10 protein-coding genes are annotated in these 16,192 nt (G+C 73.5%); 9 read left to right on the plus strand and 1 reads right to left on the minus strand.

The features are described 5' to 3' along the window. Window positions 1-157: 157 nt before the first annotated feature. Entirely contained in the window at window positions 158-1,138 is a 981-nt protein-coding gene (locus ACFXDJ_RS19105; protein WP_384655794.1) for a LuxR family transcriptional regulator, read from the minus strand. Between the two features lie 148 nt (window positions 1,139-1,286). On the opposite strand from ACFXDJ_RS19105, the gene ACFXDJ_RS19110 reads away from it, so the two are divergent. From ACFXDJ_RS19110 to ACFXDJ_RS19150, 9 genes are all read left to right on the plus strand, one after another. Next, complete coding sequence (locus tag ACFXDJ_RS19110) at window positions 1,287-1,457, plus strand: hypothetical protein (RefSeq protein ID WP_384655791.1); 171 nt, start codon at window positions 1,287-1,289, stop codon at window positions 1,455-1,457. Between the two features lie 176 nt (window positions 1,458-1,633). Further along, on the plus strand, window positions 1,634-3,328 hold the full coding sequence (locus ACFXDJ_RS19115) for a condensation domain-containing protein (RefSeq protein WP_384655788.1): 1,695 nt from the start codon (window positions 1,634-1,636) through the stop codon (window positions 3,326-3,328). After that, window positions 3,325-6,846, plus strand: a complete 3,522-nt coding sequence (locus ACFXDJ_RS19120; RefSeq protein WP_384655786.1) for an amino acid adenylation domain-containing protein — start codon at window positions 3,325-3,327, stop codon at window positions 6,844-6,846. The genes ACFXDJ_RS19115 and ACFXDJ_RS19120 overlap by 4 nt, the downstream gene beginning before the upstream one ends. Beyond that, a complete protein-coding gene (locus ACFXDJ_RS19125) occupies window positions 6,846-8,069 on the plus strand; it encodes a cytochrome P450 (RefSeq protein ID WP_384655784.1) in 1,224 nt (407 codons plus the stop codon). Before ACFXDJ_RS19120 ends, ACFXDJ_RS19125 begins: the two co-directional genes overlap by 1 nt. A 32-nt stretch (window positions 8,070-8,101) precedes the next feature. Further along, a complete protein-coding gene (locus tag ACFXDJ_RS19130) occupies window positions 8,102-11,956 on the plus strand; it encodes a type I polyketide synthase (RefSeq protein WP_384849757.1) in 3,855 nt (1,284 codons plus the stop codon). Beyond that, window positions 11,953-13,326: an MFS transporter gene (locus ACFXDJ_RS19135; RefSeq protein ID WP_384657219.1), complete on the plus strand. Its 1,374-nt coding sequence runs from the start codon at window positions 11,953-11,955 to the stop codon at window positions 13,324-13,326. Before ACFXDJ_RS19130 ends, ACFXDJ_RS19135 begins: the two co-directional genes overlap by 4 nt. Before the next feature lie 11 nt (window positions 13,327-13,337). Continuing rightward, window positions 13,338-14,603: a cytochrome P450 gene (locus tag ACFXDJ_RS19140; protein ID WP_384657221.1), complete on the plus strand. Its 1,266-nt coding sequence runs from the start codon at window positions 13,338-13,340 to the stop codon at window positions 14,601-14,603. Between the two features lies 1 nt (window position 14,604). After that, entirely contained in the window at window positions 14,605-15,342 is a 738-nt protein-coding gene (locus ACFXDJ_RS19145; protein ID WP_384657223.1) for a thioesterase II family protein, read from the plus strand. Further along, window positions 15,333-16,157 (plus strand): SDR family oxidoreductase, encoded by an 825-nt coding sequence (locus ACFXDJ_RS19150; protein ID WP_384657225.1) that lies wholly within the window; start codon window positions 15,333-15,335, stop codon window positions 16,155-16,157. The genes ACFXDJ_RS19145 and ACFXDJ_RS19150 overlap by 10 nt, the downstream gene beginning before the upstream one ends. The last annotated feature ends 35 nt before the right edge of the window (window positions 16,158-16,192 follow it).

Consider the following 16,192-nt stretch of genomic DNA (forward strand, 5'->3'; position numbering starts at 1 on the left):
CCCATCGCGGCGCATGACGGGGAACCAGCCGGTCTGCGCGGTGCGGCGGCCGGGGAAGGCCGAGCACGGGGAGCGTTGCCCGCACAACGTACATGAAGGCACGGGGAAGGTGAAGCGGCCCTCGTCACAGGAGTGTTGCCGGCCGCACCCCGGCGGCCTACTCCGGGCCGTCCTCCAGGAAGCCGCTCTTCGCGATGAGGTAGGCCAGCTGGGCCCGGCTGCGGCTGCCGAAGAGTTCGGCGGCCCAGCGCATGTGGTTGGCGATGCTGCGGGTGCTCATGCCGAGCCGGGAGGCGATGGCCTCGTCCGTGTAGCCGTTGACCATGTGGCGCAGGATCGCGCGGCGGATGTCGTCGGTGAGCAGGGGCGGCAGCCGGCTGCTCGGGAAGTTGCGCAGGGGCGAGGCGCGCTGCCAGGCGTGGTCGAAGATCCCGACGAGGTAGCGGACCACGCCGGGGTGCTCGATGACCAGGGCGATCTCGCTCCGTTCCGAGCTGGGGTCGGGGACGAACGCGATCCTGCGGTCGCAGACGATCAGCCGGTCGAAGACCTCGTCCAGGGTGCGGACCTCGCCGCCGGCCTGGGAGATCTGTTCCACGTACTCCAGCGTGGGCTGGTGCGAGCGGACGGTGTGCTGGTAGATGGTCCGCTGCCGGATTCCGCGGCTCAGCGCGGTCAGGTCGCTGGCCAGTGCCTTGTCGAGGAGTTCCTGCGGACGGCTGCCGCCGGGCTGGGCGGTCAGCAGTTCCTCCTGGCAGGCGTGGACGGTCGCGGAAAGGGTCGCGCTGATGGCGCCCGCGCCCTGGAGCGCCCGGATCAGGTGAGAGTTCCCCTGGCCGTAACTGTCCAGATAGATCTCCTGCGCGCGGGAGATCGACGTGCGGACGGAGGCCAGTGCGTTCTTCTTCTCCTCGATGTCCTGTTCCAGGCGTTCCATACGGCTTCCGGCGGCCAGCCGGGGCGGTATGGGTGCGAGGGTGCCATTCGGCAGGAGTTGGACGAGTCCCAGGTCAAGCAGGCATTGCGGACATTCGCCGGAGGTGGCCCGGCCCTGCAGGGAGTCCGAGTAGTACTGAAGGCCGTCTGCGCAGATCTCGACCCTGTGGCCTTCTGCCGCTATGTCCGTTCCCGTGCACATATTTCCATCCTGCTGGTTCCCGCATTGCACGATCATCCTGCCTGATTTCCGCTGGTCGAAGGGCAATGGCCGCGCATGATTTCGGTGGGGAACCAAGGTCAGGTCTTTACCTCGGCAGACAGAACGATTCAGGAAGCAAGGTACAAAAATGATCAAGAACGCTCTCGGTCTCGCCCTCGCCGCACTCGCCCTTGCCGTCGTCGCCGCGGCCGGTGTCGCCACCGACTCGGCCCCCGCCCGGACGGTCACCGTCGCGGACTCCCAGTGGGGCCCCGCTCCCGCGCCGATCCGCGTGACGAACGACTCCCAGTGGGGCTGATCCCCCTCTCGGCGGGGCTGATCCCCCTCCCAGTGGGGTTGATCCCCCTCTCTCGTACCGCCCCTGACTCCCAGGGGTGTCCGGCGCGCACCGGCCGGACGGCCCCGGTCTAAGGGTCCGCCGATCCGCGGGGCGGGTCGCCCACCAACGCTCCCGCAGATTTCGGAGGTCCATTCGTGCTGCCCGAAGCACCGCACGCACCGTCACGCGCTGATCACACCTGGTATCCGGCCACCCGGGTGCAGCAGGGAATCTGGGTCCTGGACCGGGACGAACTGCTGAGGCCCACTCAGCTGGTGCCCACGGTCGTGGAGTTCACCGGACCGGTGGACCACGGGCTGCTGGTCGCCGCGGTCGGGCGGTCCCTCGCCCGGCACCCCTCGCTGCGGGCACGCTTCCGGCTCGACGTGAAGCGGCGCCAGGTCGAGTACCGGACCGACGGCCCGCCGGCCGAGGCCGGCTTCCTCGACGCACTGGCCGACGGCTGGAGCGAGGAAGAAGTCGACCGCCTCGTCAGGGCGTTGTGCGTCACACCCTTCGACCTCGCCAAGGACGCACCAGCCCGCGCCGAGATCATCCGGATCGGGCCGGAGCGAACCCTCCTCGTGCTGAACGCGCACCACATCGTCGTCGACGGGGTCTCGCGCACGATGCTCCTGGAGGAGATCCGCGACGTCTACCGGGCCGGCCTCGAAGGGGTGGAACCGGTACTGAGCGACCCGCCGCACCCGGCGGCCGTCATCGCCGACCGCACCCCCGAAGAGATCGCGGAGCAGGTACGGGAGGTCGTCGACCGGCTGCGCGGCGCGCCGGCGGAGGTCACGCTGCCCTTCACCCGCCTCGCGCACCAGGGGGGAGAGGCCTCGCTGCTCGGCGCGACCCTGGCCCTGTCCCTCGACGAGGAGACCACCGCGCGGGTCATGGAGGTGGCCACCCAGGAGGGCTGCACCCCCTTCATGCTCGGCGTCGCCCTGCTCGCCGGCACCCTCGCCCGCACCGGCCCCCAGCGCGACTTCCTCATCGCCTTCGCCTGGCCCGGCCGCGACGACCCCGCCACCGCCGACGTCATCGGGATGTTCATGACGACCGTGGTGCTGCGGGCCTCGCTGGAACCGGGGGACACCTGGCGCGACCTGCTGGGCGGCGTACGGATCAACGGCATGGAGGCCTTCGTCGACAGCGACGTCCCCCTCGACGCCGTCTCCGCCGCCCTCAACCCGGACCGCAATGCCCTGTGGCCGCCCCTGTCGCCGGTCCTGGTCAACCTCGACGAGGCCCCGCGGTCGCTGGAGCTGGCACCGGGCGTACCGGCCCGACTGCGCCCGCTCGACCCGATGTTCATCAAGTACGACCTGGCCATGTTCGTCCGGCTGGAGGAGACCGCCGAGGGGCGGCGCCTGGCGCTCTCCCTCGACTACCCGGTCAACGTCTTCGGCCACACCGACGTCTCGCGCTTCCTCAACGCTCTGCGGCACAGCGCCGCGGACCTCGCCACTCTCCCGGAGAATCCCGTGCTCGAAGAGTCCGTAACCGCCACCGCCCTCGCCACCCCGGACCTGGAAGACCCGGCCGCACGCCTCGAACTCGTCCGCTCCATCTGGCGCGAGGTCCTGGAGGCCGACGAGGTCGACGACGACGCCAGCTTCTTCGAGTCCGGCGGCGACTCCCTGCTCCTGGTGCTCCTCGTCGAGCGCCTCGGCCAGCTTTCCGGCCGCGAGGTCCGCACCATGGACCTCTTCCGCAACCCGACCGTCACCGGCCAGGCCGAGCTCATCGCGGGCGCCGCCCAGCCCGCCGCGGCCTCCGCCGGCACCGACCGGGCGGCCCTGCTGAACGCCGCCCGCTCCCAGGGCGCGGAGGCCGCCCGATGACCCCGTCGACGCCCGGGGCCGTGATCCAGGCCGCGGAAGCCCTGGCCGCGGAGATCCTGGGGAGCCCGGACGGGCCCGAGGGCTTCGACACGGAGAGCTTCATCTCCCTCGGCGGCGACTCCCTGCGCGCCATGCGCCTGGCCGCCGTCATCGAGGAGCGCCTCGCGCTGCGCGTCTCGATCCTGGAACTGCTCGGCGGCTCCCCGCTGGCCGAGGTACTGGACGCCGCCGTGCCCGCCGCCCCCGCGGCGCCCGAGCCCGCGCAGGCCCCGGCCGCCGGCGCCGAGCAGGCGCTCACCCCCGCCCAGCGCGGGATGTGGCTGATGGAGCGGGTCGCCGGGGGATCCCCGTACAACCTGGTCTTCCGCTGCTTCATCGAGGGCGGCCGCCTCGACCGCGGCCTGTTCACCAAGGCCCTCGCCGCCACCGCGGAACGCCACGAGGGGCTGCGCAGCGTCTTCCGCGAGTCCACCGACGACGTGGTCCAGGAGATCCTGCCCGTCCACACCCCCGAGCTCGCCGAGTTCACGTACGACGGGCCGGCCGAGGCCTTCGAGGGGTTCGTCCGCCGGGCCAGCGCCGAGCTCGGCCGCCTCCCCTTCGACCTGGCGGCCGAACCCGCCTACCGCTTCGCCCACTACGGCTCCGGCGCGCAGGGCGACGAGCGCTGCGCCGTCGTCCTGGTCGCGCACCACATGGTGCTCGATGGGTTCGCCGTCGGCTACCTGCTGCGCGAGGTCTTCGAGACGTACGCCGAGCTCAGCGACGAGCAGCAGAGCGCCGACCGGGCCCCCCGCGACCCCGGCACCCCGCTGTCCGCGCTCACCCGCCGCCAGGCGGAGACCAAGTCCCGCGGCGCCTGGGACGAGCAGACCGAGTTCTGGAAGCAGCACCTCGACGGTGCCCCCTCCGTCCTCGAACTCCCGGCCGACCGCCAGCGCCCCCCGGTCCAGGACGGCGCCGGCCACCGGCTCGGCCTGGACCTCGGCCCGGCCACGACCGAGCTCGTCACCCGGCAGGCCCGCGGGCTGGGCATCACCCCGTACTCCTTCCTGCTCGGCGCCTTCGGCCTGACGCTCAGCCGCCTCAGCGGCAGCCGCAAGCTGCTGGTGGGCGTGCCCCTGCTGGGCCGCGGCGCCTCCGAGCTCCAGCGGCTGATCGCCGTGGCGGGCAACCTCGTACCGGTCCGCATCGACGTGGACGACGACGCCCGGGTCGGCGACTACCTGCGCGCCGTGCACCACGGCCTGGGCGCGGCCATCGAGGCCGGCGACCTGCCCTTCGAGGAGCTGGTCGCGCGCCTCGGCACCGAGCGGAGCCTCGGCTGCCACCCGCTGGTCCAGGTCTGCTTCGGCATGCACGACCAGCTCGTTCCGCGCGAACTGACCGCCGGAGCGCTGCGGGTACGCGTGGAGGAAGGGCACGGCGGCGGCTCCCAGTTCGACCTCACCATGCTCATCGGCCACGCCGACCCCTCGCTGGCCGGGCACCTGGAGTACGCCACCAGCGTCTGGAACGAGACCGAGGCCCAGTCCTTCGTGTCCGACTTCCGCGCCGCCGTGGAAGAGCTCGCCGCCGCACCCGAGGCGCGGCTGGAGGACATCCGCTGCATCTCCCACGAGGGCCGCGCGCTCCTCGACGAGATCAACGAGAGCGGCCGGGACTTCCCCGCCACCTCGCTGGACGCCCTCTTCCGCGAGGTGGCCGCACGCCGCCCGGGCGCCGTCGCCGTCCGCGACGCCTCGCACACCCTGACCTACGGGCAGCTCGCCGCGGCCGCCGCCGAACAGGCCCGGCTGCTGCGCGCCGCCGGAGTCGGCCCGGGCGACCGGGTGCTCGTCGGCGTCGAACGCTCGGTGGCCGAGGCCGTCGCCGTACTCGGCGTGCAGTGGGCGGGAGCCGCGTACGTCGGCATCGATCCGGCCCTGCCCGACACCCACCTCGCCCGGATCCTGGAGCGGGCCGCGCCGGCCGCCGCGCTGACCGGTCCGGTCGACGCGCCGACCGCGCGCCGCTTCGCCGGGCTGGGCGTCCCGGCGGTGGCCACCTGGGAGCCGGACTGGCAGCCGGGCGCCACGGACGCCGTGCCGACGCCGCCCGAGGACCCGTCCCGGCTGGCCTACGTCGCCTTCACCTCGGGCTCGACCGGGCAGCCCAAGGGCGTCTGCGTACCGCACCGCGCGGTGATCCGCCTGGTCCACGAGGCAGGCTACGTCCGCCTCGGCGCGGGGGAGCGGATGCTGCGGCTCTCCCCGCTCTCCTTCGACGCCTCCACCCTGGAGCTGTGGGGCGCGCTGCTCACCGGCGCCTCCCTGGAGGTCCACCCGGCGGGCCTGGCCTCGCCCACGGAGCTCGGCGCCTTCCTGAAGGAGCGCCAGATCACCGTGGCCTGGCTGACGGCCGGACTCTTCCGGCTGGTCGAGGAGTTCGCCCCCGACTCCCTGGGAGGCCTGCGCCAGCTGCTCACCGGCGGCGACGTGGTCCCGCACGAGCACACCGCCCGCGTGCTCTCCCGCCACCCCGACATCATCATCACCAACGGGTACGGGCCGACCGAGAACACCACCTTCACCACCACCCACTCGGTGGCGCGCGCCTCGGACGTGGACGGTCCGCTGCCCATCGGCCGCCCGGTGCCCGGCACCCGCGTGTACGTACTGGACGCGCGCCGCCGCCAGCTCCCGCCCGGCGCGGTCGGCGAGCTGTACACCGGCGGCGAGGGCCTGGCCGACGGCTACCTCGGCGACGAGGCCGAGACGGCCCGCTCGTTCGGGCAGCTCTCGCCGGACGTCGACGAGCGCCTCTACCGCACGGGCGACCTGGTACGGATCGACACCCGGGGCCGGATCCGGTTCCTGGGCCGCGCCGACGACCAGGTCAAGCTCCGCGGCTACCGGGTGGAGCTGAGCGCGATCAGCGACGTGCTCGCCGGGCACCCCGAGGTGCAGGACGCCGTCGTCCTCGTCACCGACGGGGACAGCGCCGAGAAGCGCCTCGTCGCCGCGGTGGTCCTCGCCGACGGCGCGGCCGTGGACGCGGTCGCCCTGCGGGCCCTGCTGGGGGAGCGGCTGCCGTCCTACATGGTGCCCAACCTGTGGGCCGTGGTGGACCGCCTGCCGGTGACCGCCAACGGCAAGGTGGACCGGCGCGCGCTCGCCGCGGTGGCCGGTCCCGCGCGGAAGGCGGGCGTCGCCGCGGCTCCCGCTGCCGAGCCGGTCGCCGAGCCGGTCGCCGAGCAGACCGTCGCGACGGCAGCCGCGACGGGCGCCGAGCCTGCCGGCCCGGGCCTCGAAGAGCGCATCGCCGAGCTGTTCGCCGAGGTCATCGACAGCCCGGAGCCGGTCACCGGGGTCACCGCCGAGACCGACTTCTTCATGATCGGCGGCAACTCCCTCGGTGCCGTACGGCTGATGCGCAAGGTGAAGTCGGAACTGGGCGCGTCCGTCCGGCTGCGGGACTTCCTGCTCTCCCCGACGCCCGCCGGGCTGCGCGCGCTCATCGAGAAGGCCGCCGTCTGATGGCCCGTACCGCGGCTCCGGTCCCGCCGCCGTCCCTCGTGGACGGCGTGCGGGCCCCGGAGTGGGACGAAGGACTGGACTGCTGGGTCATCGCCGACCCCCGGCTGGCCCAGCAGGTGCTCAACCACCCCGGTTTCGCCTCCGGGACCTTCGAGCGCTCCTTCCAGCTCTACATGACGGACGCGGCCCGCGCCGAGTACCGGGAGCTCACCGAGTTCCTGAGGCTGTGGTTCGTCCAGGCCGACGCCCCCGAGCACATGGCGCTGCGCCGGCCCGTCCAGCGGATGCTCTCCGCCTCCTACGTGCGCTCCCTCGCGCCCAGGATCGAGGAGATCACCGACGAGTGCCTCGACGAGCTCGCCTCGGTGCGTCCGTACGACGTCATGCCGCCGGTCGCCGACGGGATCTCGGGCAAGGTGATGGCCCACGTGGTCGGGCTGGACCTGCCCCCGGTCGTGCTGCACCGGTGGTCGCGGACGCTGTCGCTGTTCATCGGCGCCATGTACCGGCGCGACCACGCGCTGGCGGCCCACCAGGTCATGGTGGAGATGTCCGAGGCGCTCGCCGGCGCCCGGGCGCTGGAGGGCTTCCCGACCGACACAGAGGAGGACCGGGCGCGGACCACCGCGACCTGGGCCATGTGCCTCTTCGGCGGCCTGGAGACCACGGCCTCCCTGCTCGGCTCCACCGTGCTCACCGCGCTCGAAGACCGCGCGCTGTGGGACGCGGTGTGCCGGGAGGTGCCGGGCGCGGTGGAGAACCTCGTCGAGTCCGTTCTGGTGAGCCGGCCGCCGCTGCGGCACCTGGGGCGGGTGGCCGCGTACGACCAGGAGTTCGCCGGAGTGCGGCTCAGCGAGGGCGACCTGGTGCTGGTCAGTCTCACCGGCGAGAACCCCCTGAACGACGCCGATGCCGAGGTCGGCACCGACATGGCGCCGGCCGCGGTCTGCCCGGTGACGGGTGCGGGCGCCGGTGCTGGCGCCGGTGCGGATACGGGTGCCAAGGCGGCGGGCGGCGGGTCGGAGCGGCACCTGATCTTCGGACAGGGACCGCACTACTGCGTCGGCGCCCCGCTGGCCCGTCTGGAGGCGGCCATCCTGCTCCGCCGCCTCGCCCGGCGGTTCCCGCACGCCCGGCTGGCCGAGGAAGCCGCCGTATGGGGGCCCAACCTCAGCTACGTGGGCCTCGACCACCTCTACGTCGACCTGGACGGAGACGCCTGATGTACTCCTCTCCCGCAACCCCCGCAACTCCCGTGACAGAACACGCCGTTGCCGTCGTCGGCATGGCCTGCCGGCTGCCCGGCGCCCGCGACGTCCGCGCGTTCTGGTCGATGCTCCGCGCCGGCCGGGACGGCATCAGCCGCCCCGCCCGCGAGGAACTGCTCGCGCTCGGCGCGGACCCGGAGTACGTGGGCCGGGAGAACTTCGTCGCCGCCATGGGGGTCATCGAGGACTCCCGCCGCTTCGACTGGCCGTACTTCCGGTACAGCCGGGCGGAGGCGGCGGCGATGGACCCGCAGCAGCGGGTCTTCCTGGAGTGCGCGGCCACGGCCGTCGACGACGCCGGCATCGACCCGGCCCGGTTCCGCGGCCGGGTCGGCGTCTACGCCGGGGCCGACCGTTCGGGGGTCGGAAGAAACGATGCGGCACTGAGCGAACTGGCCCGGTACATCGGGCGGGAGAAGGACTTCGTCGCGACCCGCGTGGCCTACAAACTGGGGCTGCGCGGACCCGCGATCACCGTCCAGACGGCGTGTTCGACCTCGCTGACCGCCGTGCACCTCGCGGTGCGCGCGCTGCTGGGCGGCGAGTGCGACGCCGCCCTGGCCGGCGGCGTCACGGTGATGCCGCGGGGCGAGTGGGGCTACCTGTTCGAGCCCGGCGGAATCCTCGCGGCCGACGGGCACTGCCGTCCCTTCGACGCACTCGCGGGCGGGACCGTGCCCAGCGAAGGCGTCGGCGTGGTCGTCCTCAAGCGGCTCGCGGACGCGGTACGCGACGGCGACCGGATCTCCGCGGTGATTGCGGGCACCGCCGTCAACAACGACGGCGCGGACAAGATGGCGTACACCGCGCCGTCCGCGAGCGGGCAGGCCGAGGTGATCCGCGAGGCGCTGCGGACGGCGGGGCTGGCCCCCACCGCGATCGGCCACGTGGAGGCGCACGGCACCGCCACCCGGCTGGGCGACCCCATCGAGGTCCAGGCGCTGAGCGAGGTCTTCGGGTCCGCCACCGACGAGGCCGGCTGGTGCGCGCTCGGCGCGGTCAAGGGCAACATCGGGCACACCGGGGCGGCGGCGGGCGTCACCGGGCTGATCAAGACGGCGCTGATGCTGGAGCACGGAGAGCTCGTCCCGACCGTGCACTACTCCAGCCCCAACCCGCTGCTGGAGCTGGACCGTTCCCCCTTCCGCGTCGCCACCGAGCACCGGCCGTGGCCGGTCCGGGAGGACGGGGCGCCCCGTGCGGCCGCCGTCAGCTCCTTCGGCGTCGGCGGCACCAACGCGCACGCCGTCCTGGTCCAGGCCCCCGAGCGCGCCGTGCGGCCGGCCCGGACCCGGTCTGGCGCGTACGCCGGACCGCACCTGCTGCCGCTGTCGGCCGCGACCCCGGCGGCCCTGGCCCGCCTGGACGAGGACCTTGCCGAGTGGTTCGCCCCGGCTCGAGTCCCTGCCTCCGCTCCCGTTTCCGCCTCCGGTGAGGGCGCGGCGCCGGTGCCCGCCGCCGCCGAGGCCGCGCGGACGCTCGGCGGCCGCCGCAGGCACAAGTACCGCCAGGCCGTGGTCGTCCAGGACGACGCCGAGCAGGCCGTGCAGGCGCTGCGCGCCGCGGCCGCGCGGACCGCGGCCACCGCCGGCGCCCCCCGGACCCTCGGCAAGGTCGCCTTCCTCTTCCCCGGCCAGGGCACCCTCAAGGAAGCCGCGGGAGAAGCCGCGCACCGGCTGCTGCCGGGATTCCGCGCGGCCTTCGAGGAGGTCCGCAAGATCGCGGCCGACGCCTGCGGGGTCGACCTCGCCCCCGTGGTCACCCCGGCCGGTCCCGGCGGCGCGGAGGACTGGTACGCCGACACCGTCCACCAGCAACTGGGCCTGTTCGCCCTCGGGTTCGCCTTCGGTACGCAGCTCCGGGAATGGGGGGTCGAGCCCGCCGCCATGCTCGGCAACAGCATCGGCGAGTACGCGGCCGCCGCCCTCGCCGGGGTGTGGGCCCTCCCGGACGCGGTCGGCGTGGTCCACCTGCGGGCGTGCGCGATGCGCGACGCCGAACCGGGCCGCATGGCCGTCGTCGGCGCCCCGGCCGAAGAGGTCGGGCCCCGGCTGCCCTCCGGCTGCGGCGTCACCGTCGCCGTCCGCGGCAACGGAACGGTCGTACTGTCCGGCAGCGAGCCGGCCATGAGTTCACTCCTCGCGGGGGAGGCCCTCCAAGGGCTGCGCGTCACCCCCGTACACACCCGGCGAGCCTTCCACTCGCCGGCCATGGACCCGGCAGCCGAGGCGGTGCGGGCACATCTGTCGTCGATGCCCTCCCGCCCGCCGCGGCTGCCGTACATCTCCAACACCACCGGCGACTGGGCCGACCCGGACACGGCGGGCGCGCCGGAGACCTGGGCCGCGCACCTGCGCGAGCCGGTGCTGCTCGACACGGGGACCGCCACGCTGCTGGCCTCCGGCTGCACCACCTACGTGGAGCTCGGACCGGGCGGGTCGATGACCGGCTCGCTGCGCGGCGCCCCCGGCTGGGACCCCGCCCACCGCACTGTGCGCCTCGCCCCGGGCGGCCGGACCGACGCCGGGACCGGGCTGCTCGAAGCGCTCGGCACCCTCTGGGAACTCGGGGTCGACGGGGCCCTGGAGACCGCGCACGAGACGCGGTACGCCGACGAGGGCGACCGGCCGGTGCGCTGCTCCCTCCCGGCCCACCCGTTCCTGGGCGAAGACCCCGAAGCGCTCCTGGAGGCGGCCGCCGTACGATCCGCTCCCGCGGCCCCTGCCGCCGCCGCCCCGGCCCGTACGGTCACACCCGCCCCGGCGGTGGCGCCCGTACCGGCCGCCGCGTCGGGAAGCGGGCAGCTGCGGGCGGTCCTCGAAGAGGCGTGGTGCCAGACCCTCGGGGTCGCCGCCGTCGCGGACGACGACGACTTCTTCACCCTCGGCGGGGAATCGCTCCTGGCGCTCGCGCTGACCACCGCCGTACGGGAGCGGACCGGCGCCGAGGTGTCGGTCACCGAGTTCTCCCTGACGGGAACCTTCGGCGGGCTCGTCGGGCTCACCGAGCGGCAGTTGCCCGCCGCGCCCACCGCCGCCACGGCCATCACGCCCGCCGTCGGCGCGGTGACCGCGGCGCCCCGGCCGGCCGCCCCGGTCACCCTGCGGGCGGGAGGCGGCCGCCCCCTCTTCCTCGTCTCCGACGCGAGCGGCAACGCCCTGCCCTACCGGGCGCTGGCCGCGCTGATCGCACCGGAGGGCGACCGTCCGGTACTCGCCCTGGAGCAGTCCGCCGGCACCGGGCGCGGCGGCCCGCGTTCCATCGAGGCCATCGCCGCGGCCCACGTCGCCACCCTGCTGCACGCCCGGCCGGCCGGACCCTTCACCCTCGGCGGCTGGTCCTTCGGCGCCGTCGTCGCCCACGAGACGGCCCGCCAACTCGCCCTCCAGGGGCGCGAGGTGGACCTGCTCGTCGCCCTGGACGGCTACGTGCCCGACACCGGGCGGCTGCCCGTCGCGGCGGCCCCCGACTTCCTGCTCGGCGGGGCGCGGGCCGGGCTCGACGCCCTGCTCCAGGTCGGCCCGCTGGCCGCGCTGCACCGCCGCAGCCCCGAACTTCGCCGGCGGTTCCTCGCCGGCCAGGCGGCCGTACTGGGCTACCGGCCGCGCGCCGTCGCCTGCCCCGCCGTGCTCTTCAAGGCGGACAGCGGCCCGGCGGGCGCCGCCCGGCTGGAGACCCGGCTGTCCGGCCTCTACCCGGCGGGCCTGCGGGTGCGGCCGGTGGGCGGAAACCACTGGTCGATGCTGACGCCGCCGCACGTCGGCCGGCTCGCCGCGCACATCAGCGAAGCACTGCCGGCCGAGATCCGGTCCGCAACGCACAACGAGAGGAAGCACCCATGACGGTCTCGGAGAAGCCGCCCGGCACGGAGACGGCGCCCCAGGAGGCGGCGCCGCAGGAGACGGCCCCGCAGGAGACGGCCCCCCAGGAGGCGGCGGCCCCCGTGGAGAAGCCGCTGCTGCGCAACAAGGACTTCCAGTTCCTGTGGACCAGCGAGGCGTTCGCCGCGATGGCCAAGGAGACGGCGGAGGTGGCCTACCCGCTGCTCATCCTGGCCACCACCGGCTCCGCCTTCTACGCGGGTGCGGTCGGCTCCGCCCAGCTGATCACCACCAGCGTCATGTCCATCGTCGGCGGCACCCTCGCCGACCGGATGGACCGCCGGCTGCTGCTGATCGCCTGCAACCTCGTCCGGGTGGTGCTGCTCGGCCTGTTCTGCCTGATGATCTTCGCGGACCAGGTGAACTACCCCGTCGTCTTCGCCATCGCGGTCGGATCGGCGGTGTGCCTGGGCATCTCCAACCCGACCGGGCTCGCCGTCATCAAGCAGCTCGTACCGCCCTCCCAGCTCACCCAGGCCACCGCCCAGAACCAGATCCGCTACTTCGCGGCGACCATGGGCGGACCGCCGATCGGCGGCTCCCTCTTCGGCGTCGCGCGGGCGTTCCCCTTCATGAGCGCCGCGATCGGCTTCCTCGTCTCCACCGTGCTGATGCTCTTCATCCGCAAGCCCCTCAAGGTGGAGCAGGCCGCCCCCGGCGAGAAGCGCAACACCGCCGAGGGCTTCCGCATCCTGGCCAAGCAGCCGGTCCTGCGCCTCCTGATCCTCTGGATCATGGGCTCGAACATGGCGTTCACCCACTCCGGCGTCTTCCTGGCGCTGATCGCCACCGCCGAGAGCCGCGGCGCCTCCTCCACCTTCACCGGCCTGCTGCTGTCCATCGCGGGACTCGGCGGTCTGGCCGGCTCCCTCATCGCCGGCCCGGTCATGAAGAAGTTCCGCCCCTCCACGCTCTTCCTGGCCGCCGCCTGGATCGGCCCGGTCGCCGCCATCCTGCTGGCCAACGTCTCGGGCCTGATCCCGCTCGGCCTGATCGTCGCCTGCGTCTTCCTGCGCGGCCCGATCACCAGCGCGCTGTTCCTCGCCTACCTCGCGGCGATGGTCCCCGACAAGGCGCAGGGCCGCGTACTCGGCGCCGTGATGTTCATGTCGATGATCGCCGCCCCGGTCGGCGTGTTCCTGATCGGCACCATCTTCGACCAGGCGGGTCCGGTCTGGGTGTTCACCACCATGGCCGTGATCTCCGGCCTGGCCGCCCTGCCCACCCTCAGCCCGCTCATCCGCAAGCTCGCGCCCCCGGAGGCGTACACGGACACCGCGGTCACCGCGGACGCCGACACCTCCGACGCCTCCGGCGCCCAGACCAAGTAAGGAGAATCCCCATGACGACCGAGCTGCCCGTCACCGGTGAACAGCTTCCCCCCGAGTTCTTCACCGCCCCCGAGGGCGGGGACATCCACTCCGGCAACACCCGGCTGCGCGCTTCCGGCTGCCCCGTCCGGGCCATCAACTACCCGGTGGGCGGCGAGGGTTACGTCGTCGCCGACTACGAGACCGCCCTCAAGGGGTTCAGCGACCCCCGGCTGTCCAAGCGCATCGACAACGCCCCCGCCTGGTTCCGCGACCTGGTCAAGGACGCCAGCCCCGTCCTGATCAGCAACATGCTGACCGCCGACCCGCCGGAGCACACCCGCCTGCGCAAGCTGGTCAGCCGCGCCTTCGTGCCGCGCCGCATGGAGGTGCTGCGCCCCCGCATCCAGCAGATCACCGACGAGCTCATCGACGCCTTCCCGGCGGAGGGCGAGGCGAACCTGATGGAGTTCGCGTTCTCCCTGCCCATGCGGGTCATCTGCGAGTTCCTCGGGGTATCGGTCGAGGACCGGCCGCAGCTGCACTCCTGGGGCAACTGGCTCAGCGGGGCCCCGTACCCCGACGCCGAGTCCAACGAGAAGCTCAAGGACGCCAGCGAGAACATCGAGCGCTACCTCCTCGACCTGCTCGCCGACCGCCGCGCCAACCTCGGCGACGACCTGGTCAGCATCCTGCTCCGGGCCGCCGACGAAGAGGGCCGGTTCACCAACGACGAGCTGGTCTCCACCCTCGTCCTGCTGATCATCGCGGGCCACAAGACCACCGCCAACCTCATAGGCAACGGCACCCAGGCCCTCCTGACCCACCCCGACCAGTTCGAACTGCTCCTCAACAAGCCGGAGCTGGCCGACTCGGCGGTCGAGGAGTTCCTGCGCTTCGAGTCCCCCGTCTACCGGGGCACCCTGCGCGTCGCCGCCGAGGACATGGAGCTGGGCGGCTGCCCGATCCCCAAGGAGAGCTTCGTCCACCTCCTGATGGGCTCGGCCAACCGCGACCCAGAGGTCTTCGAGAACCCCGACGAGCTGGACATCACCCGCACCGCCAACCGCCACCTGGCCTTCGGCCAGGGCCCGCACTTCTGCGTCGGCGCGCCGCTGTCCCGGGTCGAGGGCCAGATCGCCTTCACCACCCTGCTCCGCCGCCTGCCGGGCCTGCGCCTCGCCGTCCCCGCGGAGGAGCTCCAGTGGCTCTTCGACAACTCCACCAGCCGCGGCCTGGTGTCGCTGCCCGTCCGGTACGACGCCCGCCTCGCCGCCGACACCCCGCAGGATGCCTGACATGTCCGATCGCACCACACTCGTCTGCCTGCCCTTCGCCGGAGCCGGCGCCTCCTTCTACCGGCCGTGGCAGCGCCTGGCCGACGAGCACGGGCTGGACATCCTCCCGCTCCAGCTCCCGGGCCGGGAGCGTTTGATCGACGAGGAGCCGTACCGCGACGCCGCCACCGCTGCCGACGGCCTGCTGGCCGACCTGCTCGCGGCCTTCGCCGACTCGCCGCGGCCGTACCGGATCGCCCTCTTCGGCCACAGCCTGGGCGCGGTCCTCGCGTACGAACTCGCCCGTCGGCTCGCCGGGACCCCCGGGGTCACCCTCGCGGGCCTGTTCGCCAGCGGCTCCCCGCACCCGGCCGAACAGCGCGAGCGCCGGGCCACCGGCCTGGACGACGACGCCTTCCTGGCACGCGTCAACGAGTTCGCCGGATACACCCACGAGGCCCTCCAGGACCCCGAGATGCGCGAGCTGATCCTGCCCACCCTGCGCGCGGACGTGGAGATGCACGAGTCCTACGTGCCCGCGGACACCGAGCCGCTCACGGTCCCAGTCACCTGCCTGCGCGGCGCCGACGACACCCTCGTCAGCCGCGCCGAGGCCGCCGCCTGGGAGCGTACGACCGCCGGCGCCTTCCGCGCGGTCGAGCTGCCCGGCGGGCACATGTACCTCGCCGATCGCGCGCCCGAGCTCCTGCGCGTCGTCGCCGAGGACCTGAACCGCGTACGGGAGGAACAGTGCGTCTGACCGGGAAGACCGTACTGATCACGGGCGCCGCCCGCGGCCTCGGCCGCGCCACCGCAGTGGCCTGCGCCGCCGAGGGCGCCGACCTGGTCCTGCTGGACCTGTGCGGGGACCTCGACGGGGTCCCCTACCCGCTGGGCACGCGGGGACAGCTGGAGCACACGGCGACGCTGTGCCGCAAGGACGGCGCCGCCGTGCTCACCGCCCCCTGCGACGTACGGGACCTGTCCTCGGTGGAAGCCGCCGTGGCGCTCGCCGAGGAGCGGTTCGGGCACATCGACGCCGTCGTCAACAACGCAGGGATCGCCGCGCCTTCGGGGAAGACCGCCCACGAGATCACCGAGGACGAGTGGGCGCTCATGATCGACGTCGACCTGTCCGGGGCCTGGCGCGTGATCCGCACGGTCGGCCGGGCGATGAGCGCCCGCCGCTCCGGCAGCATCGTCAACATCTCCTCGACGGCCGGACTGGTCGGCTACCGGCACTTCGCCGGCTACGTCGCCGCCAAACACGGCCTGATCGGGCTGACCAAGGCCGTCGCCCTCGACTACGCGCCCACCAAGGTCCGGGTCAACGCCGTGTGCCCCGGCTCGGTGCGCGACGACTCCGGCGCCGAGGGCCGGATGCTCGCCGAGATCGCCCGCGCCCTGGAGGTACAGGTCGGGGAGCACGAGCAGACCTTCACCGAGGCCCAGCCGATGAACGCGCTGATCGAGCCGGAGGACGTCGCCGCGGCCGTGGTCTACCTGGTTTCGGACGACTCCCGCCAGGTGACCGGCTCGGTCCTGACCGTGGACGGCGGATTCACCGCGCGCTGAACGGGCGCGACCCCAGAGAGGCGACCGCTGTGAAA

This window comes from Streptomyces sp. NPDC059443 (assembly GCF_042750105.1).
Taxonomy (GTDB): Bacteria; Actinomycetota; Actinomycetes; order Streptomycetales; family Streptomycetaceae; genus Streptomyces.